The organism is Halomonas sp. 3D7M (assembly GCF_014897885.1).
In the GTDB taxonomy this organism is placed as follows: Bacteria; Pseudomonadota; Gammaproteobacteria; order Pseudomonadales; family Halomonadaceae; genus Vreelandella.
Genome location: NZ_JABUZF010000208.1, coordinates 13,187 through 33,269 on the forward strand (window position 1 = coordinate 13,187; position 20,083 = coordinate 33,269).

Below are 20,083 nucleotides of genomic sequence, written 5' to 3' on the forward strand. Positions count from 1 at the left end.
GGCCGCTTCCAGCCCTTCTGCCAGCATCAGTCGTCGGGCTTCGTGTAGGCGTAGTTTCTTCTGGTACTGCAGGGGCGACATGCGTGTGACTTGTCGGAAGCTATGGTAAAGCGTCGATTCACTCATGTTGGCGGCGGCTGCCAGCTCACTGATCTTGAACGGTTGCGTGTAGCTTTCTTTAAGGGCGTAGATGACCTTTGCAATCCGGTTGGCTTGGGAGTCAGAGGCGGCGAATCGACGCATGTGAGGCCCCATTGCACCCATGAGTGCCCGGTAGATTAGCTCGCGCCTAGCTAGGGGCGAAAGTACCTGAATATCTTCCGGTGAGTCGAGCAGGCTTAACAGTCGATAGAGCGCACCCAGCATAGCTGTATCCATGGGAGCCGATTTTAATCCGCAGTCTGTCTCGGGGCAGATAGTATCATTTCCCGCGGGCGGAGCTTTGTCACCCAGTTCCAGTATCAGTCCTGCTACCTCCTGAGGGTCTACCGAAACTTTTACTGCTAGGTAGGGGGTTTCCGGAGTGGCATGGTCAATTCTGCCTACCACCGGTAGGTGAATGGCGCTTCCCATGTAGCTAGGTCCGGTGTAGACGATCTCCTTGTCACCCAATAGCACCGTCTTGCTGCCCTGAATGACAAAGCATAGGCACGGCTCATATACGGCGCAGTGAAAGGTGGTGGGGGTGTCAGCACGTATCAGTTGCACCTCGGGAATCGCCGTATTCTGAAGCTCCTCCAAGGGCGTCCAGCGACGGACAATTTTGCTTAATTGCTGCGGCAGGCTGTCACTGAAATAGGTGGTCTGCTCAGGCACGGTATCGGTCAATGGCTCTCCTCCCTAACAGCCTGCAGTATATGCCTTCGCTGCGCGCATAGGAGGCTTTTTCAGTTTTTTTGCAGGATCGGGCAAGCACTGGGTAGAAACCGACAATCCGTGCCGCGTGTCAGAAAACGGTCATTATGCTAAAAAACCGAAACAGCGCGATGATCCAAATACCTCGCCAAGTGAAGCTTGTCACTCCTCACGACAGAAATAGGCAATCTTACCGCAGGAACCCGATACCTCCATTGTCCTTAAAGACCCTACCGTAGAGAGCTTCTGATTAGGAGCTAGCAACCCCCCTGTCAGCCTCCTTGATAAAAAATCGACCGTTGACCTATTGACCTCAACTTAACTTGAGGTTGCAAAGTGGATGTCGAATCTGACGCTACCCAACCGACTAGTTAAAAGCTAACCACCAATGCGGTACGCAATTATATAACCAACGCTGATATCGGTTTCCGATAGTCACTGGAGCAAGTAATCATGGGAAGTTTGGATCAAAGTGCTCGCTCAACGAGTTGCCGGGGAATCATCCCGCTGCTACTGGTAATGGCTTTACTTACCGGCTGCGAGGCCAAGAGCGAGGAGGCGGCAGCTTCGCCACCACCGCCGCCAGAAGTAGAGGTGGTGAGTATGGTTTCCCAACCGGTAGTGTTGAGTGAGATCTTCACAGGACGAGTAGAAGCCGCAGAAACGGTGGAACTAAGACCTCGCGTCAGCGGCTATATCCAGGAGGTGGCGTTCGAAGAGGGAGAGCTTGTGGAGCAGGGGGATCTACTGTTCCTGATTGATCCGCGCCCATACCAAGCCCGTGTTAGTGCCGCCCAGGCGGATCTAGCCCAGGCCAGGAGCCAGCAGGCTCAAGCGGGCAGTGAAGCTGAGCGTGCTCGGGTCTTACTGGGGCGTCAGGCGATTTCACAGGAGGTACACGACCAGCGTCAATCGGCCCTGAGCACTTCTCGTGCCATGGTCGATGCCGCTGAGGCAGCGCTGCAGACCGCCGAGCTTAACCTTGAGTACACCCGCATTACAGCGCCGGTCAGTGGTCGTGCCGGTCGGGCAATGGTGACCCGAGGCAATTTGGCTAACGCTGACCAAAGCCTGTTGACGACTCTCGTTACCATCGACCCGATTCATGTCTACTTCGAAGCGGACGAACAGGCCGCTTTTGCCAGCCAAGCCCTGCTATCCGATGAAGAGAGCAGCCTGAAGATTGAGTTGGGCGGCGACCCACAGCGTCAATACAGTGGCACGCTGGACTTTATTGATAACCGTTTAAATCCCAGCACGGGAACACTGCAGTTCCGTGCTCGGTTGGCCAACCCTGATGGCCGTATCCGGCCGGGAGAGTTTGCCCGGGTTGAAATGCCGATAGCGAGTTTGGAACAGGCGCTGCTGGTGGAACGTAAGGCAATTTTGACCGACCAAGATCGTCGCTATGTCTATGTCGTGGCTGGTGACAATCGGGCAGAGCGTCGCCAAGTAGCTACCGGTCGTCAGATGGGGGAGCAGATGGTGATCACCGAAGGACTTAGCCCCGGTGATCGAATCATCGTCAACGGTGTGCAAAAAGTGTTCTTCCCTGGAATGGAAGTGAGCCCGCAAAGCGCCGTTGCCGCCTCGACTGTCGATGCCCCACCCACCACCCTTGCTGCCAGGGAAGAGTAAACCGCCATGAATTTCTCCCGTTTCTTTGTCGACCGACCGATCTTTGCGGCGGTGCTGTCGATTATCATCCTGGCGATCGGGCTGATCTCCATCCCCAATCTGCCGATCAGCGAGTACCCGGATGTGGTGCCACCCTCGGTGGTGGTGCGTACGGTCTATCCGGGTGCCAACCCGAAGGAGATCGCCGAGACGGTGGCGACGCCTTTGGAGGAAGCCATCAATGGTGTCGAGGACTTGATGTACTTCAAGTCCGTCGCAGGCTCTGATGGCGTACTGCAGATGACCGTCACCTTTCGCCCTGGTACTGATGCGGAGGAGGCGGCCGTCAGGGTACAGAACCGGGTAAGTCAAGCCGAGGCGCGTTTGCCGGAAGCCGTGCGCCGCCAGGGCGTGACCACCCAGAAGCAGTCGCCCACTTTCCTGATGGTCGTTCACCTGACCTCGCCCGGGGGCGAATACGACACCCTCTATCTGCGTAACTATGTGCGGCTGCATGTCAGAGACCGCCTTGCCCGGCTCGAAGGGGTAGGGGACGCCCAGATATTTGGTGGTGGTGACTACGCCATGCGTGCCTGGCTCGATCCCGAGCGGGTGGCGGCGCGTGGTCTCACCGCCAGTGATGTAGTGGCTGCCATGCGCGAGCAAAATGTCCAGGTATCCGCCGGGCAGTTGGGCGCTGAACCCATCGGAGAGAGTGATTTTCTGACCCTAATCAACGCCCGTGGGCGCTTGGAGACGGCGGAGGAGTTTGGCGACATCGTGCTGAAACGCGGTGACAGTGGCGACATTCTAAGGTTGTCGGATGTGGCCCGGCTGGAGATGGGCGCTGGAGACTATACTCTGCGTTCGCAGCTTGATGGCAATGACGCGGTCGCCATTGGTATTTTCCAGGCACCGGGTGCCAATGCGCTAGCTATCCGCGAGCAGGTGGTGGCCACCATGGATGAGTTAGCCACGCAGTTCCCTACCGGCGTTGAGTATGAGGCGGTCTACGACACCACTATCTTTGTTAGCGATTCGATCAAGGCAGTCGTCAAAACCCTGCTGGAAGCCGTGCTGCTGGTAGTACTGGTCGTTACTCTTTTTTTGCAAACCTGGCGCGCCTCAATCATTCCGCTGTTGGCGGTGCCAGTATCGGTGATCGGTACCTTCGGGGCGCTCTATCTGCTGGGATACTCGATCAACACGCTGACCCTATTCGGGCTGGTGTTGGCCATCGGCATTGTGGTCGATGACGCCATCGTGGTGGTGGAGAACGTCGAGCGTAACATCGGCGAAGGGCTCAATCCCCAGGCCGCGGCTCACCAGGCGATGAAGGAGGTCTCTGGACCGATCGTTGCTATTGGCTTGGTGCTGTGTGCGGTGTTTATACCCATGGCCTTTCTTTCCGGGGTGACCGGGCAGTTTTACCGCCAGTTTGCGGTAACGATAGCCATCTCTACTGTTATCTCCACGATTAACTCTTTAACCCTGTCGCCCGCTTTGGCGGCGATGCTGCTCAAACCCCACGATGCGCCTAAGGATCGACTCACCCGGCTAATCGATTGGCTATTCGGCTGGATTTTTCGGCCCTTCAATCGCTTCTTCAACGCCAGCGCAGAAAAGTACCAGGGCGGCGTGGCGCGCTCCCTAAAACGGAGGGGGGCGGTATTTATGGTTTACGCTCTATTACTCACCGGAACCGGGTTGATGTTCAAGGTGGTGCCTCCCGGCTTTATTCCGGTGCAGGACAAGCTGTACCTGATTGCCGGCGTTATTTTGCCAGAGGGGGCATCCCTGGAGAGAACCGACCAGATGCTTCAAGAGGTGGTAGATATTGCCATGGAGACCGACGGTGTTGAGCACGCCATTGCCTTTCCTGGTCTCAATGCGCTGCAGTTCACGAACACTTCCAACACAGGGGTAGTGTTTCTCACTCTTAGCCCCTTTGGCGAGCGTAGTCTCACCGCCGCAGAGATAAACGCCAGGATTAATCAGGGCATAGGTGGCCTGAAAGAAGGCTTTGCGTTTGCGTTTATGCCGCCCCCAATTCTTGGTCTTGGCAATGGGTCGGGCTACCAGATGTTCATCGAGGATCGCGGTAATCTGGGTTACGGAGCGCTGCAGGGAGCGGTTAATCAGCTCCAGGGCGCTATCGCCCAAACGCCAGGGATGGGGTTCCCGATTAGCAGCTATCAATCTAATGTGCCGCAGTTAGATGCAGAGGTCGATCGGCTGAGGGCTAAAGCCCAGGGAGTGCCACTAACCGAGCTCTTCGACACTCTGCAGATCTATCTTGGTTCGACCTATGTGAATGACTTCAATCGCTTTGGCCGCACTTGGCAGGTAATTGCCCAAGCGGACGCTCCTTACCGGACCAGCGTGGAAGACATTGCTCGCCTGCGTACCCGCAATGACCAGGGCGAAATGGTGCCTATTGGCACCATGGTAAACATCAAGCAAACCTTCGGGCCAGACCCGGTGTTGCGCTACAACGGCTATCCGGCGGCGGACTTAGCCGGGGAGGCTGATCCTAGGTTGCTCTCTTCTGCCCAGGCAATGGATGCGATCAACGCCTTGGCAATGGAGGTGCTGCCACCGGGCATGGCGTTCGAATGGACCGACCTGAGCTACCAGCAGTCCACCCAGGGGAGCGCTGCGCTGGTGGTCTTTCCACTGTCGATACTGTTGGTGTTTTTGGTGCTGGCGGCTCTCTACGAAAGCTGGACATTGCCTTTAGCGGTGATCCTGATTGTACCCATGTGCATGCTCTCGGCGCTCATCGGCGTCTGGTTTGGTGATGGCGACAACAATATTTTCGTACAGGTAGGGTTGGTGGTGCTAATTGGCTTGGCGTGTAAGAACGCTATTCTGATTGTGGAGTTCGCCCGCGAGCTGGAACTGCAGGGCAAAAGCGTGGTGGACGCGGCCCTAGAAGCCTGCCGACTGCGACTGCGCCCTATTATTATGACCTCGATCACGTTCACCGCCGCTGTTCTACCGTTGGTCATTGCCACCGGGGCGGGCGCCGAGGTGCGGGCAGCGCTGGGTACGGCGGTATTTGCCGGCATGGTCGGGGTCACCCTGTTTGGGCTTTTCCTCACTCCGGTATTCTATGTGGCGCTGCGTAAGCTCTCTGGCTCTCGCCCGCTTGTCAGCCATCACCTCTCTACTTTGACCGCTGAATAATGATGCCAGCCAAGAAGGGATGCTAGAAGGAGGGCCTTGCTAACGTACTTATGCGAATTCTGACCAAGAGGGTTTAGTGCAGTAGAGTAATCCAACACACCACTTTTGCTCGGCAAAAGTGGCGTATTGGACACGCTTAGCGAGATGATGCCGTGACCTTTACTTTGCTAGTGGGCGTCATGTTTGTGTTGTCGGTACAGCCACCACACATCGAAGCCAAATGAGTAGCTGAGTGAGACTAACGCGCTCAGAGCAAGCAGGCCTGCAGCGAAAGGAGAAGTGAGTGGCGTTAACGCTAGCAGCAATGCAACAACCTGCCACACGCACACTGCTTTACGCCGAAAACTTTCGAATAACGGTGCTTTTAGCCACGCAAATGGCCAGCTAGCGGCGATAAATAAATAACGCATGCCGCCAATCAGTAGTACCCAAGCGCCTAGATGTTCGCTCTGCAATAAGCCAATGCAGAGTATCAGGATTAATACTGCATCCAGCTCCATATCAAAGCGCGCGCCAAACGTGGTGTGGGTTTTAGTGCGCCTGGAAATCCAGCCATCCACACCGTCCAGTAATAGCGCGATGACGGCCACCGCTAGCCATAGCCAAATTGCGTTAGTAAAGGCATTCGCTGCCAGTGCCCCTGCCACGATGGCGACGAGTACGCCGCGCCCAAGCGTTACCCGGTTTGCCCAACCGAGCGGGCCATGGGGCCAAAAACTTACCACCAGTACGCCCATCACGACGTAGAAGCCAGCTGCCAACCACCAGTTTGCAGCGCTGGCGACTAATCCCGGCAGCATCGATCCTAAGCCTGCGAGTAATAGGCTGGCCAGGGCTATCTCCGCCAAGGTGTAAATACGCTTGGGCAAAGAGACACTGGAGGTGTTGGAAAGAGAGGGCATGCTTACTCGCAAAGCGGCTGACTGGCCCGCGGTTGAATTAAAGTGTGCAAACTATTTCTTATGTACCATTCTTGTATAAGAAGGTAAGGTTGTCCATGATGTGAATATAGTTGTTTCAAATCATCTTCGCGCTGACAGGGGTTAAGCAGCCAGGGCTTAAGCAGCCGCTTCGCTTTCTAGGCTACGCTGTATGGAGGGATGAAGCGCTTAAACCATAAGGAAATGTCATGTTGCCGCCTGATACCGCTACGGCTTTTTGGGTGACCCACCCTACCCATGGTGAGCTCAAGCAGGAGCCACTAGCATCACCCGACGACAATGAGGTACGGGTTCGTGCCCTTTATAGTGGCGTAAGCCGTGGCACTGAGTCGCTGGTGTTTAACGCACGGGTGCCGCAAAGTGAATATTTGCGCATGCGCGCTCCCTTCCAAGCGGGTGAGTTTCCTACGCCCGTGAAATACGGCTACTGCAACGTTGGTTATGTGGAGCAGGGGCCAGATCATTTATTGAATAAAACCGTTTTTTGCCTTTTTCCGCACCAGGACTACTACGTCGTGCCTGTCGACGCTGTTTTAGCGCTTCCCGATGACGTACCTGCTCACCGTGCCGTGCTAACCGCCAACATGGAAACTGCCATTAACGGCGTGTGGGATGCTAACCCCATGCTTGGCGAGCGCGTGTGTGTGGTGGGCGCTGGCGTTGTCGGTGCACTGGTGGCGTATCTGTGTGCGCAAATTCCAGGTGTAGAAGTGTGCCTGGTCGACATTAATCCCGAGCGAGAAGCGTTGGCAACGCATTTGGGGATTCCCTTCTGTACACCAGGACAGGCACCCAGCGACCAAGATTGCGTGATCCATGCTAGTGGTCAGCCGGATGGACTGAAGCTGGCCATGAGCTTGCTGGGCAACGAAGGCCGGGTGATTGAAATGAGCTGGTTTGGCGAAGGCGATGTGTCGCTACCACTCGGTGGTGCTTTTCACTCCCAGCGTTTAACGCTTCGCGCCAGCCAGGTTGGACAACTGCCTGCCAAGTTGCAGCCGCGTTGGAATTATCGCCGCCGTTTAGCGCTCGCTTTACGCTTACTCACCGACCCGCGATTAGATGCGCTGATCAGCGGTGAGAGCGACTTTGCCGATTTTCCAACGCTGGCGCCTGCTCTGTTTGGGCCTGATAGCACAGCGCTTTGCCATCGAATTCGTTATCCATTGCCCGCTTAGGCGATGTGGCTTATTTAACACGACAGGAGTGTCTATGTACCGTTTATGCGTTCGTGACCATTTCATGATTGCCCACAGTTTTAATGGGGAAATATTCGGCCCTGCCCAACGCACCCACGGTGCCACCTATGTCGTGGACGTGGTATTTCAGCGCCCTGAACTTGACCAGGATGGTCTAGTGATTGATATCGGTTTGGCCAGTGAAACGGTTAAAGAGGTGCTGGCGGATTACAACTATCGCAACCTTGATGAGGTAAGCGAGTTTAGCGGTAAAAACACCACCACGGAATTTATGGCCAAGGTGATTTTTGACCAGTTGGCGGCTGCCATCAAAGCAGGAAGAATGGGCGCCACCGCTCAGGGGCTGACGCATATGGAGATCAAACTGCATGAATCTCATGTGGCGTGGGCAAGTTATGAAGGAGCGCTATGAGTCAGCCATTGACCTTGATAGTGGCTGGCGATCCAGACCAGCGTACCGGCGGGTATATTTACGACGCCCATATTGTCGCTGCGCTGCGCAAGCGTGGGCTGGCTATCAATGTGGTGGGGTTGGCAGGGCGTTTTCCTGATGCCGATGATGAGGCGGCTCAAGCGCTAGCCAGTGCGCTTTCTGTATTACAGGATCGTTCGCGAGTGATTATTGACGGCCTAGCCATGGGAGCATTGCCCGATGTGGTAGCTGACCATGCTGAGCGCCTTGATATCACTGCGTTACTGCATCATCCGTTAGGTGATGAGCAGGGCTTGAGTGAGCTGGATCAGCAGCGTTTTCACCGTTGCGAACTGCTCGGGCTGGCGCATGTGAATAGAGTGATTGTGACCAGTCGCTTTACTGAACGCCGTGTAACAGCACTGGCGGAGCAATACGCGCTGCCATTTGGTGCCCCTATCAGCGTGGTGGAACCTGGCGTTGAACGTGCTCCGGTCAGCCCCGCGGCGCAACCCAACGAACCTATCCGCCTGCTATGCGTGGCAACGCTGACCCCGCGTAAAGGACAGGATATTTTGGTTCAAGCCTTGGCGGATGTTGAGCGTGGTCACTGGCGATGTGATTGCTTTGGCGGTGCTCGTGATGCTGCGTTTACGGAGCGCGTTCAAACACTGATCGACAACCATCAGCTTGGTGATTGGATAACGCTTCACGGCGAATGTGATGCTGCGACCCTGGAAGCCGCTTATCAAAATGCCCATGCACTGGTGTTACCTTCTTGGTACGAAGGCTACGGCATGGTGGTAACTGAAACGCTAGCCCATGGCTTGCCGGTTATTACCACCACCGGCGGAGCACTGCGGGATACCTTACCTAAAGGGGCTGGCATCAGCGTAGCACCGGGGGATGTTGAGGCGCTGTCGAGGGCGCTGGCGGCTTTCTGCCAGGATGAGGCACTACGCACTGAGCTACGCGCAGGCGCCGCCGCTGCACGTGACCGCTTGGGCGACTGGCAGACTGCAGGAAAAGCGTTTTCCCAGGCGTTGCAGCAATCTTCGACATTGTTGCCAGGAAGCCAATTTAGCGCGGATTGGCTGTCGCTGCGTGAAAGCGTCGATGCCAGTTCGCGCAGCCAAGCGTTGGTCGAGGCGTTAGCGAGCTGGTTATCAGAAGATAAGTGGAGAGCAGAAGCTTGCTCGCCAATCACACTAGCGGATTTAGGCTGTGGACGCGGCAGCAATAGCCAGTTTCTTGCACCTCGCTTGCAGCATGCCCAGCGCTGGATGCTGATTGATCATGACCCGGCCTTACTGAATGAAGCCTACTCGCGAACCAGCCAATTGAACACCGGTAAAGGTGAGCCACTGCAGGTCGAAACCCACTGCGTCTCCCTTAAACAGCTGGATCACCCAGCTCTTACGCACTGTGACGTAGTGACGGCATCTGCGCTGATTGATCTGGTGTCTCAAGAGTGGATCGATGCCTTGGCTGCACAGTGTGCTAAACATCGCCAAGCGCTGCTTATCACTCTAAGCATTACCGGCGAATGGTACTTTACCAATGCCCAGCAGCAACCTCTGAACGACCTTGACGATCGCTGGGTCTGTGAGCTGTTCAACGCACACCAGAGCCGGGATAAGGGCCTAGGCGGTGCATTAGGCGGCGCTGCTCACAGTGCGCTAGCTAAAGCGATGGCTGGCCACGGTTATCGTGTTAACGAGGCTGAAACACCATGGCGCTTGGCGGCGGGCAAGCCAGCGCAGTACCCCTTAATGTGCGCGTTGATTGAAGGATGGGCGAGCGCTGCTAACGAACAGGCTCCTGAGGCGGCGTTACGGATTGCTCTTTGGCGTGATCAGCGCCTGGGTCAGGTAGCCAAAGGCGAGATCGGTATTTGGGTAGGCCACCGCGACTTGCTGGCGCTGCCAGCGGATGAGGGCTAACCCCATGCGACGCTGGCGCTGGCTGAGAACCCCGTGGGTGCAAAAAGGGCTAGTGAGCTTAGGGCTGCTGGCCGCTGTTGCCCTGTGGGTAGAGCCAGACGCGGTGATGGCCGAAGTGCAGCGTTTTGCGCCGGCTTGGATGGCTCTGGCGCTGTTGATCAGTGTGCTGCAAGTGATGCTGAGCGCGTGGCGCTGGCAGTTGACAGCAGGCTTAATCGACGTGCCGCTGCGCTACCGTTATGCACTGCGGGAGTACTACTTAGCGTTGTTGGTTAACCAGTTGTTGCCTGGCGGCGTGTTGGGTGATGCGGGTCGTGCCCATCGCCATGCCCGTCAGTCTTCTTCGAAGGGAAGTGCTTGGCGTGCGGTGGTGATTGAGCGTGCCTCTGGGCAGCTGGCGATTGCACTTTACACACTAATCGCCTTGTTCACGTCACCACTCTGGCTAACAGCGCTGGGCTTCAGTGGCTTGATGGTAGTGGCGGGCGTAGCGGTTATCGTGATGGTGGCCGGTGTGACGCTGATGGTCTGGCTGCGGCGCTCGGCGGTAACGCTACCCGCTTGGTGCGCTGCATTAGGGCAGGATATGCGTCGCGGGCTACTGCAGCGCGACGTATGGCCACGGCAACTGATCTCTTCTCTTGCTATCGTGCTTAGCTATGGCTTGGTAATGGTCTGCGCGGCTCGGGCAATCGGCATAGAGCTGGCGACCTTAGATATTTTGGCGTTGGCTCCAGTGTTGCTGCTTGCCATGCTGGTACCCCTTTCGATTGCCGGGTGGGGGGTGCGAGAAGGCGCCGCCGCAGGCATTTGGATGTTTGTTGGCTTGCCTTCGGCGCAAGGTGTGGCGATATCATTGGCTTATGGTGTGTTAGTGCTGATGGGTAGCCTGCCAGGCATTTGGGCAGCGCTGGCTTCACGGACACATGCGACGCCATCCAGTTCTCCGCCGTCCGGTTCTCCGTCAGGCAGTGCGTCCGCTCAGCACTACGTCGAACAGCGTGTCGTCCCCGCAGCGGAAAGAGCGCATCGTCGGGCGCAACGCATTCTCAAGGGTATCGATGGGCGTCATCTGCAGCCCAGGTCGGCCGGAACCGATCAGCAGCGGCGCAACCAGCAAATGCAAGCGGTCAACCGCGTTCGCTTCAATGAACTGCGAAACAGTGACGCCGCCGCCTTCTACCAATACCCGCGTAAGACCACGATCTGCCAGCAGGGCAATAACGTCGGTGGGACGGAACTGACCGTTGGTATCCAACGGCAGCACGCAGTGTTCGGCGGCCGTTGGCGCCACCGTTACCTCTGGCCCGGTGAGATGCAGCGTGGGGGCGGTAGACGAGGTGAACAGCGCCAAATCAACGGGCACACGTCCTCGTGGGTCAATCACCACTCGGGTGGGGTGTTTGCCCGCCACATGGCGCACGGTGAGTTGAGGATTATCAGCACTCGCCGTACCTGCGCCAATCACTACGGCATCTGCCAGCGCTCGCAGCCGGTGCAGATGCACCAAGCTTTCAACGCCATTGATGTAGTGGGAATGACCGCTTTCCGTAGCGATGCGCCCATCCAGGCTTTGCCCCAGTTGGGCAACCACCCAGCTCGAATGACGCACCAGTGGCAGCAAACACGTCAACAGCTCCTGAGCGGCGCTTGTGACTGCGTGGGGAGAGTGCCAACCGCCATGGGTATCAAGCGTCATAGTGGCGTCACTTTTGATGCCCTGTTGAGTGTCCAGCAACCATGCCCACGCTTGGTCGGTATCGATCGTCACTTCATTGGTGCCAGGCATGGTATCTCCACTCAAAAAACAGCAACTCATCATGCGGGGCCATGTTGCCCGACGCAAGCAAACGTTGTCCGCCCCAACCGGCAACTTGGAGGCCTACATGTATCACATTGAACGCGCTATTTTCGATATTCGCCGTGGATTGCCCGTGGTAATTAATACCGGAGAGCAACGTCTGTTGGTACAGGCTCTTGAAGGCAGTGTGTCGGTCGATTCACTGGCGAAACTCTCCGGCTCTCGGCCAGCGCTGGTATTAACGCGTCATCGCTTGCAGGCAATGGGCATGTCGCTTAAGGCGGATGCGGCCTGCTTACCGCTCACCGAGCAAATCAGTGAGCGTGATTTGCATCACCTTGCTGTGTCCAATGAAGCGTCGAAGGCTCATTCGCTTTTAAGCGGCCTGAAGCCTGCTGGCGTGGGAGAGAGAGGCGCTGTGGCACTTATGCGTCGTGCGCTATTGATACCGGCGGCGCTGTGCGCAGAGGTCAGTGCGACATCAGCCGAGAATATTGCTCAGCAGTTAGCAAAAGGCGAGCTGTTAGAAGTGAATGCCCGCGATGCAGAGACGTGTTTAGCCGGTGCCCCGGGGATGCTAAAGCGTGTCAGTGAAGCACGTATTCCCCTTGAAGATGCGCCTGAAAGCCGCTTCGTACTGTTTCGTGAACCTGATGGTCTGCGAGAGCATGTGGCCGTGGTGATTGGCGATTTGGCTACTATCCCTGGGGCGGTTCCTTTGCGTATGCACTCGGCTTGTCTCACCGGTGATCTGTTCGGCAGTCTGCGGTGTGACTGTGGCGAGCAGTTACGTAATGCGGTGGCCGATATTCAAGCGATGGGTGGCGGCGTACTGCTTTATTTAGCACAAGAGGGACGGGGAATTGGTTTAGCCAATAAGCTGCGCGCCTACACCTTGCAAGATGGCGGTTTAGACACCGTCGATGCCGACCAAGTGCTAGGGTTTGGCGACGACGAGCGGCAGTACGCCGTCGCGGTGGATATGCTCAATGCGCTAGAGATCGATAAAGTTCAGCTGTTGACCAACAACCCGCTAAAAATGGCAGCGCTGCGTGAAGGGGGTATTGAAGTCGTCTCACGTCAGGCGCTCTACGGTAGTGTGACGGATCACAATCACCGCTACCTAAGCGCCAAAGCCAACCGGGCAGGGCATTTTTTAGACGAAGTGCTTGAAGGTCGTGGGCGTTAATCTGGCGTTTTACCAGTGATAAGCGGTGGCAGGCGGGCGGTTTCGGCCACCACCTGCGCCAACTGAGTGGCGTAGTGCCTGACTAACCGTTCACCCAATGCTTGATGAGCACCCGTTGCATCACCGGCAACGCCGAACCTACTCAGGTCCTCGGCAAGCCAGGCAAACGCGGCGCTACCCTCTGGACTGACCAGGGCGTCACCTTTAGGCATTGCCGGTGGGGTAGGTTGGTAGCTGTCGAGCTGCACAAGCTCAGGCGCTAAATGCAGCATGATGGCGGTTTCCAATAATCCGCCATGCAATCCATAGCGCAGCTCATCGGCATTGATAGCACCTTCCAACGGCGGTAGCCGCGTATAGGTGGCTTTCACCACGCGCATTTCAAACTGCTTGCGTAGGGTCAGCGCGGCAAGATCCATCACGGCTTTATTGCCACCGTGGCTATTAATCAGCACCAGCTTTTTTATCCCTGCCTGGGCAATGCTTTCGCCGTAAGCCTCTAATGTCGCGATGGCGAGTGGAGCGGGCAGGCTAAGCGTTCCAGCAAAGCTGGCGTGTTCGTCGCTCGCACCGACGGCAATTGCTGGCAGACACAGCACGTCGAGTGCTGGGTCAATCATGTCTAACATGGCGGCTTGTAACCCTTCACCAATGATCAGATCGGTGCCCAGCGGTAGGTGAGTGCCGTGTTGCTCAATGGCCCCCAAGGTGATCACTGCGACTGGATCACCTTCGGCAATCGAGGCGAGCTGGGGAGCGGTGAGGGTTTGCCAGTGATAAATCATGCAGATTCTCTTGTTTTGAAAGCTATGTTTTAAAAGCCGTGTTTTAAAATCGTTTTTTGAAGAGTTATGCGGCTTCGTTTAACAGCGGATGGTCGGCGCGGCAGGCGTAGAGATCCCCAGAGGCTAAGCCGTCAACGCCATCGTTAAGCCATTGGGTAATGGTTTCAGGGGATTGCCAGGTTGCCCAGCGGAAGTGGCGCTGCTCACCGGCAATTGCATTGAAACGGTAGTCGCCAAGACGTGACAGCTGTTCAACGCAGGCATGGCTGACCTCTAACACGCCCGCAACAAATTCCACTGAAAGCGCTGCTACCGGGTGGTTAAGCCCCATCAGCACTTCTGCTTCAAACCCTTCAACATCAATTTTTATAAAGCTTGGTTCGCCGTAAGTGGCGATCAGTTGATCCAGTGTAGTGACTTCCACGCTTAGCTGCTGTTCCCATTGCACGTGCTGAAAGCCAGGGTTTCGTTCGCCCACCTGATGTCGCCATTCGGTCGCTAGGGTAGAGAGGGTCGGATTGCTAACACTGATAGCGATATCCGCATAGCCGGGTTGCGGTCCAGCGGCCAGTGGTAAGAGCGTGATGTTAGGCTGATTAAGTATCCGTTTAAACCATTTGGCCAGTGCTGGCTGTGGCTCTAATGCCACTACCTTAGCACCTAGCGAGTGGAAGGCGGCACTACGGTCGCCTAAGTGAGCGCCAATATCAAAAGCGATATCGCCCGGTTGAATAAACGGACGATATAACTGTTTCAGACCCCTTTGCCTTCCTGGCCGCCAGTAAATAAACAGTGAACGCACCATACCGCTGGCACTGCGCAGCCGATGAAAAAAAGCAGAAGGCATTAGTGGGGCTCCTTAGTGGGTGGTGCATGCTCGGTTTTTATCTGGACGTGATGGCGAAACGACTGGCAGGGCATATCGCCTGGCTGTTCTTGGGGAGGCGCTAGAGCAAGTGTTAGCGACGAGCGAGCTAAGGTGGCAATGGATTGATGACTGCGGCTTTCTAACGCGGCAAACTCCTCCAAAAGTGGTGGTTGTTGTGCTGAACTGGGTGTTTGCAGTAAGCCGAACTTGCGGCTAACGAGGCCTCCCCAAGTGGCACTGCTAGAATATTTCACCAGTGGAGCGGCTCCAATCAGCCCCAGCCATGCGGGGGTTAACCAACCAAACGCAGAGGGTGAAAAGAGTATCATCGTGCCTGCCCAAGCAATACCACACAGCGTCATCCACCCAGTGTGGTGCCATGTTTCTCGCCAGCTTAGCGAACGCTCTCCCCGGTGTTGGGTTTGCCAGTCAATGGCTCGGCCAATCAACACGTTGATGATAAATAAGCTATGCCACGCCATCATCAGTGGTGCAATCAATGCAGCAAACAGAATTTCCAAGAGTGTGCTGGTGACAAGCTTGAGTCGCCCGCCGTAAGCATGGGGGCATTGCCAGAACGTTAGTAATAGCCCCAACAGCTTGGGCGCAATCAGCATACCCAGCGTTACACTTAACAGACTCAGAGAGAGGGCTTCAGGCAAAGGCGGGTTTGACGTGGTCTCAATGGCTTGATAACCCACCATCAGGCTGGTGCAGAGCAGAAGCCCAAGCCAAACAAGCGAAGAAAGGTAGGCAAACGCGCCGAATAAAAAGTGTAGCCGACTAATCGGGTGAAAACCGGCGCCGGTGAGTAAGCGTAAGTGCTGCAGGTTGCCCTGTAGCCAGCGGCGATCACGCTTGGCAAAGTCGAGCATGTTACTCGGCATAGCTTCAAAGCTGTTGTGTGACGCGCTAGCGTAAGGGTTATGGCGAGATACGGCGGTGGTCGCAGAGGTATCCAGTAACACCTGCCAGCCGCCCCGTTTCAAGAGAGCCGCTTCGACGAAATCGTGGCTTAATAGCTCCCCTCCCAGCGGTGGCTTACCTGAAAGGATAGGTAACCCGGCATGGGCCATAAAGGCCCGAGTGCGAATAATCGCATTGTGGCCCCAGTAATTCGCCGCATCGCCCTGCCAGAAGCTTTGGCCAGTTGCCAGCATCGGGCTGTAGAGTGCTGAGGCTAGCTGGGTAAAACGTCCAAATAGCGTGCGTTGGCCAACAGGGATAGGCACCGTTTGAATAAGCCCTACGCTGGGTTGCCGCTGCATCCGGTGGACTAAGTGCAGCAGTGTAGCGCCACTCATTAGGCTGTCGGCATCTAGCACCACCAAGTAGTCATAGCGGCGGCCCCAGCGGCGGCAAAACTCTGCGATATTGCCTGCTTTGCGGCCATCATTATTAGGGCGTCGCCGATAATGAACGGCTATCTGTCCGGCCAGGCGCTGTTGCAAGGCAGCCACATGGGCCGCTTCGATGTCTGCCATGGCCGACTCATGAGTATCGCTCAATACAAACACTTCAAAGTATTTGTTGATAGCACTGGGTGTTCCTGCACCATACGCTTCTGCTTGCTGGAGAAGTGAATGACACGTTGCTTCTAGCCCTGCAATGGTCGGGATGGGAGGTTCTGCATAAATAGGCATTATTAGCGCGGTGCGGCTGATTAACAGGCTAGCATTGGGGTTTTCAATGGCTTGGCGACGTAAGCTGAGTGGATCGCGGCGTAGCGCACAAAGCACAAAGCCACATAGTGCCCCCCAGAAAGCCAGCGCTATCCAAGTAAACGTTAATGCAAATAGGATCAACATGGTGAGCTGCCAGCCAATGGCAAAGTTGGCAACGACCTTCGCCATCGCGATACAGCCACCAATGCTGGTGGCTAACACCGTGAAAGCAAAGAAGGCTCTACGACCGTTAAGCCAGGGCATCGAAGGCCGCAACGCGTGGAGATCAGGCATCGGGATACCACACGTAATTCCAGGTTTCAGTAATCGGCTCTCCTTCAACCATCAGCCGTAGCCGGATATCACTAGGCTCGCTGCTGGGGGGCAGTCGGAAAGTGGCCCGTTGTCCGTTGTTGGGTAGTGTTTTAACTTGAGGTAGTAATACCTCGCCATTGAGCACGCTGATGTCCAACTCGATTGGCTCGCTTGATGTCAGGTCATCCAGTTTGCCGCCCTGGAAGTCGACAATAAATTGGCGCTGATCAGCAGAGGGGGAGTCGGCCTCGCCTGGAACCGCTGCGTTTCCATGGCGGGTGCGCACAACCTTGCCCAGTGAATTAGCCTCGGGCTGTTCATTGAGCGTAAACGTTCGATAGTGAAGGTGGCGAGACTCGCCAGCAGTGAGCGCCTCCTCGGCCACCCAATAAGCCACTATATTGTCGTGAGTCTCATCTGGCGTGGGAATTTCGACGAGTTCTACATGCCCTGGTCCCCAGTCAGCAAGGGGTTCGACCCACTGGCTGGGGCGGCGATGGTAGTGGGCTTCAAGGTCTAGGTAGCGGTTAAAGTCCCGCTCCCGCTGCATTAGACCAAACCCAGAAGGGGAGTCGTCCATAAACGCTGATACGCGAAGCGATGAGGGGTTTTGCAACGGCCGCCAAATCCACTCGTCGGCCCCCGTGTGGATTAGCAAACCATCAGAATCATGTACCTGGGGACGAAAGTCATCAGCTCGTTCGGTGCCGGCTTCCCCAAAGGTGAACATGCTGGTGAGCGGCGCAACCCCTAGCTTTGCTATATCAGAACGTGCAAACAGCGTTGCTTCTACATCTGCCTCGGTGCTCTCGCCCGGCGTTAACGTAATGCGGTAGGCACCGCTTAGCGATGGGCTATCCATGAGGGCGAGTAGCGTAATGCTGTCAGAATCTTCATCAGGCTTGTAGAGCCAGAATTCACGAAATTCGGGAAACTCTTCACCACTGGCTAATGCGGTATCAATGGCAAGGCCACGGGTAGAAAGGCCGTAGGCTTGGTCGCGTCCTACTAAACGGAAGTAACTTGCGCCAAGGAAAACAGCAAATTCATCGGCATAATCATCACTATTGATAGGATAGTGCAGCCTAAAACCGGCATGACCGCTGCCCGTTAAATCATGCTCTAACAAACGGTTGGCATCGCCATCGTACTGAAAGTCATCGGCCGAGAAAGAGAGTGGTTCAACGTCACCATCGTCGATCACATTAATCGTGACGGGGGTTTGAAATATAAATCCGCTATGAAATAGCTGCATACTGAAAGGGCTTTCATCGCGCCAGTAGGCTCGCTCGGGATTGAAACGGATTTGTCGATACAGGTCGTAATTTAACGACGTCAGAGCGCTGGGAAGCGTCTCATGCGGGGGCTGGTAAGGCGCATCGGCTAAGGTTTTAGCACGCTCAATAACGTGGTCAAAAACATCATCATCGTTAGCAATCGCAGAAAAGGCGATCAAGCAGTTGAATGACAACATCCATTTTGCTGCAGTACGAACACTCATGAGCGAGTTCCTTTCGATTGCATGCCAACATGGTAACCATAAAATCAGTATATGAAATATTTCAACAAAAGTTATACCATTGATCCTATTGGTATATGATTTTTATGGTCGTGTGCAAGCTTTAAACTCCATTAAGCGTGTAATGTTTAGGTGATTGCTATGCTGTTGAAGCGCTGATGATTCGTCTTCTACTCACATGTATAACGCTCAACTTTCTACTGGTATTGCCGCTTTGGTGGCGTTTCGGTGAGATTGGCTCTCCTCTAATTGCTTGGGAAGCATGGCTTATAGCCCCTGTAATGCTACTTATTCGCCCTGGTAGCTTACGTCGCTGGTTGGCTATTTTGTTGGTAGGTTGGCTGGCGTTGGTATCGGCAGCCAACCTAGGTGATGCCGCGACACACACCGCGTTTGGGCGATCACTTAATCTCTATCTGGACGTGCCTTTGGTGCGCTCTATCTACCATTTGCTAGTAGGTAATGTAGGTCAACTGGCAGCAATTTTCCTGATGTTGTTGGGCAGTGCGGCCCTGCTAGGTAGTTTATGGGTGATGCTGCGATTGCTGCTGCCTGCTAAGCCTCTATCGGTGAGGCGTGCTTCAGGTGCTCTAGCCATCCTCGTGATGATCACCGCAGCAGGTTTCGCGGTTTCCGAGGCTAACGGCAAGCGATTGGTCGCTAAATCAACGCTGCCTGCTGTTAACACCACGCGTTTCCAGTGGGAACAGGTAGTGGCGACTCATCGGGCGAGAGTGGCGTTTAGCGAACAGCTGCAGGCGTCACCGTTAGAGCCTAGCCCATTACCCGGTTTGTTGGGGCGCAATGTCTTATTAACGTTTATTGAATCTTATGGTGTATCGGCCATTAATGATGCTCGCTACAGCAGTGTCGTACTGCCTACGCTAGATGACATACAGCAACGTTTGGGTCAGCGCGATCTACACGCTGTTTCGGGGTTGCTAGAAGCGCCTATTCGGGGAGGTCAGTCTTGGCTTGCTCATGCCACGGCGCTAAGCGGTCGCTGGATTGATAATCAGCTATGGTATCGGCTGATGCTGGAAAGCGGTCATTCAACGCTGATTAGTGATTTTAGTAGCACTGGGCAGCGGACGCTTAGTGTCATGCCAGCCATTACGTTGGCTTGGCCAGAAGGGCTGGCCTACGGATTTGATGAGATTGCAGCAGCGAAAGATTTACCCTATGCCGGGCCAGCGCTGAACTGGGTCACAATGCCCGATCAGTTCACGCTGGATTACACCCAGCGACATTTGTTAGGCGAAGCGCCGGTATTCGCGCAACTTGCACTTATCTCTAGCCACGCGCCATGGACACCAATTTTACCCGTTTTCGAAGACTGGTCGATGATAGGCGATGGGCGTATTTTTGCCCCTTGGGAGGAGGCCGGTGATCCGCCAGAAGTGCTTTGGCAGGATATTGAGCGTATCCGCGACCATTACGCTTGGTCGATAGACTACGCTGTGAAGGTCACTGGGCGTTGGGCCGAGCGAGTGGTTGATGACAACACTCTATTGATTGTACTGGGAGATCATCAGGCGGCACCGCTGATTACCGGCGACAACGCCAGTGCAGCGGTGCCCGTGCATGTGATTAGCGGTGACCCCCGACTCTTAGCACCTTTCAAGGTACGTGGTTTTATTGATGGCATGCTGCCGTCACTGGAAAGCCCTGAGGAAGCCGCGAAAATGAGCCAGCTGCGTCATTGGTTACAGCAAGATTTCGGCACGCCAGCATTAACTTCTTCTGGGTCAACGACTGAGACGACACCATGACCTAGCCTGTCACT

Annotated in this window: 14 protein-coding genes and 1 pseudogene; 8 read left to right on the forward strand and 7 right to left on the reverse strand. The window is 55.5% G+C overall.

Annotated elements, in window-relative coordinates:
- Window positions 1-828 (reverse strand): AraC family transcriptional regulator (locus tag INT22_RS11540; RefSeq protein WP_226912650.1); only part of this gene is annotated, 828 nt, incomplete at its 3' end.
- A gap of 480 nt (window positions 829-1,308) precedes the next feature.
- Here INT22_RS11540 and INT22_RS11545 point away from each other — a divergent pair.
- The gene (locus INT22_RS11545) at window positions 1,309-2,493 is read left to right on the forward strand and encodes an efflux RND transporter periplasmic adaptor subunit (protein ID WP_193059470.1); all 1,185 of its coding nucleotides are present in this window, start codon (window positions 1,309-1,311) and stop codon (window positions 2,491-2,493) included.
- Window positions 2,494-2,499: 6 nt separating this feature from the next.
- Window positions 2,500-5,661, forward strand: coding sequence for an efflux RND transporter permease subunit (locus INT22_RS11550; RefSeq protein ID WP_193068253.1), 3,162 nt, complete (start codon window positions 2,500-2,502; stop codon window positions 5,659-5,661).
- Between the two features lie 167 nt (window positions 5,662-5,828).
- Here the strand turns inward: INT22_RS11550 and INT22_RS11555 are convergent, their stop codons facing one another.
- On the reverse strand, window positions 5,829-6,563 hold the full coding sequence (locus tag INT22_RS11555) for a CDP-alcohol phosphatidyltransferase family protein (RefSeq protein ID WP_193059472.1): 735 nt from the start codon (window positions 6,561-6,563) through the stop codon (window positions 5,829-5,831).
- Between the two features lie 227 nt (window positions 6,564-6,790).
- Between INT22_RS11555 and INT22_RS11560 the strand changes: the two genes are divergently transcribed.
- The 4 genes and pseudogenes from INT22_RS11560 to INT22_RS20870 all read left to right on the forward strand — a co-directional run.
- A complete protein-coding gene (locus INT22_RS11560; protein ID WP_193059473.1) occupies window positions 6,791-7,780 on the forward strand; it encodes a zinc-dependent alcohol dehydrogenase in 990 nt (329 codons plus the stop codon).
- Between the two features lie 34 nt (window positions 7,781-7,814).
- Complete coding sequence (locus tag INT22_RS11565; RefSeq protein WP_193059474.1) at window positions 7,815-8,213, forward strand: 6-pyruvoyl trahydropterin synthase family protein; 399 nt, start codon at window positions 7,815-7,817, stop codon at window positions 8,211-8,213.
- Window positions 8,210-10,156: a glycosyltransferase gene (locus INT22_RS11570; protein WP_193059475.1), complete on the forward strand. Its 1,947-nt coding sequence runs from the start codon at window positions 8,210-8,212 to the stop codon at window positions 10,154-10,156. Before INT22_RS11565 ends, INT22_RS11570 begins: the two co-directional genes overlap by 4 nt.
- A gap of 4 nt (window positions 10,157-10,160) precedes the next feature.
- A pseudogene (locus INT22_RS20870) lies at window positions 10,161-11,042 on the forward strand (lysylphosphatidylglycerol synthase transmembrane domain-containing protein); the annotation flags it as partial.
- 78 nt (window positions 11,043-11,120) lie between these two features.
- On the opposite strand, the gene INT22_RS20875 reads toward INT22_RS20870, so the two are convergent.
- Complete coding sequence (locus tag INT22_RS20875) at window positions 11,121-11,978, reverse strand: RibD family protein (protein WP_319022070.1); 858 nt, start codon at window positions 11,976-11,978, stop codon at window positions 11,121-11,123.
- 64 nt (window positions 11,979-12,042) lie between these two features.
- Between INT22_RS20875 and ribA the strand changes: the two genes are divergently transcribed.
- Window positions 12,043-13,146 carry a GTP cyclohydrolase II RibA gene (gene ribA / locus INT22_RS11580; RefSeq protein WP_193059477.1) on the forward strand — a complete coding sequence of 368 codons (1,104 nt, stop codon included), beginning with the start codon at window positions 12,043-12,045 and terminating at the stop codon, window positions 13,144-13,146.
- On the opposite strand, the gene INT22_RS11585 is transcribed toward ribA, so the two are convergent.
- The 4 genes from INT22_RS11585 to INT22_RS11600 all read right to left on the reverse strand — a co-directional run bounded on the left by INT22_RS11585 (window position 13,143) and on the right by INT22_RS11600 (window position 18,279).
- Window positions 13,143-13,931, reverse strand: a complete 789-nt coding sequence (locus tag INT22_RS11585; RefSeq protein WP_193059478.1) for a creatininase family protein — start codon at window positions 13,929-13,931, stop codon at window positions 13,143-13,145. The two genes, ribA and INT22_RS11585, sit on opposite strands and share 4 nt — an antisense overlap.
- Before the next feature lie 64 nt (window positions 13,932-13,995).
- A complete protein-coding gene (locus INT22_RS11590) occupies window positions 13,996-14,778 on the reverse strand; it encodes an FkbM family methyltransferase (protein WP_193068254.1) in 783 nt (260 codons plus the stop codon).
- Complete coding sequence (mdoH, locus tag INT22_RS11595; RefSeq protein ID WP_193059480.1) at window positions 14,778-16,757, reverse strand: glucans biosynthesis glucosyltransferase MdoH; 1,980 nt, start codon at window positions 16,755-16,757, stop codon at window positions 14,778-14,780. Before mdoH ends, INT22_RS11590 begins: the two co-directional genes overlap by 1 nt.
- Window positions 16,750-18,279 (reverse strand): glucan biosynthesis protein, encoded by a 1,530-nt coding sequence (locus tag INT22_RS11600; protein WP_193059481.1) that lies wholly within the window; start codon window positions 18,277-18,279, stop codon window positions 16,750-16,752. The genes mdoH and INT22_RS11600 overlap by 8 nt, the downstream gene beginning before the upstream one ends.
- Window positions 18,280-18,455: 176 nt before the next feature.
- On the opposite strand from INT22_RS11600, the gene INT22_RS11605 reads away from it, so the two are divergent.
- Window positions 18,456-20,069 carry an alkaline phosphatase gene (locus tag INT22_RS11605; protein WP_193059482.1) on the forward strand — a complete coding sequence of 538 codons (1,614 nt, stop codon included), beginning with the start codon at window positions 18,456-18,458 and terminating at the stop codon, window positions 20,067-20,069.
- The last annotated feature ends 14 nt before the right edge of the window (window positions 20,070-20,083 follow it).

Bases quoted from the DNA above. Each gene is read 5' to 3' on its own strand.
- INT22_RS11600 (WP_193059481.1), bottom strand. From the start codon at position 18,279: ATGAGTGTTCGTACTGCAGCAAAATGGATGTTGTCATTCAACTGCTTG.
- INT22_RS11555 (WP_193059472.1), bottom strand. From the start codon at position 6,563: ATGCCCTCTCTTTCCAACACCTCCAGTGTCTCTTTGCCCAAGCGTATT.
- INT22_RS11585 (WP_193059478.1), bottom strand. From the start codon at position 13,931: ATGATTTATCACTGGCAAACCCTCACCGCTCCCCAGCTCGCCTCGATT.
- INT22_RS20875 (WP_319022070.1), bottom strand. From the start codon at position 11,978: ATGATGAGTTGCTGTTTTTTGAGTGGAGATACCATGCCTGGCACCAAT.
- INT22_RS11590 (WP_193068254.1), bottom strand. From the start codon at position 14,778: ATGCCTTCTGCTTTTTTTCATCGGCTGCGCAGTGCCAGCGGTATGGTG.
- INT22_RS11570 (WP_193059475.1), top strand. From the start codon at position 8,210: ATGAGTCAGCCATTGACCTTGATAGTGGCTGGCGATCCAGACCAGCGT.
- mdoH (WP_193059480.1), bottom strand. From the start codon at position 16,757: ATGCCTGATCTCCACGCGTTGCGGCCTTCGATGCCCTGGCTTAACGGT.
- INT22_RS11550 (WP_193068253.1), top strand. From the start codon at position 2,500: ATGAATTTCTCCCGTTTCTTTGTCGACCGACCGATCTTTGCGGCGGTG.
- ribA (WP_193059477.1), top strand. From the start codon at position 12,043: ATGTATCACATTGAACGCGCTATTTTCGATATTCGCCGTGGATTGCCC.
- INT22_RS11605 (WP_193059482.1), top strand. From the start codon at position 18,456: ATGATTCGTCTTCTACTCACATGTATAACGCTCAACTTTCTACTGGTA.
- INT22_RS11545 (WP_193059470.1), top strand. From the start codon at position 1,309: ATGGGAAGTTTGGATCAAAGTGCTCGCTCAACGAGTTGCCGGGGAATC.
- INT22_RS11560 (WP_193059473.1), top strand. From the start codon at position 6,791: ATGTTGCCGCCTGATACCGCTACGGCTTTTTGGGTGACCCACCCTACC.
- INT22_RS11565 (WP_193059474.1), top strand. From the start codon at position 7,815: ATGTACCGTTTATGCGTTCGTGACCATTTCATGATTGCCCACAGTTTT.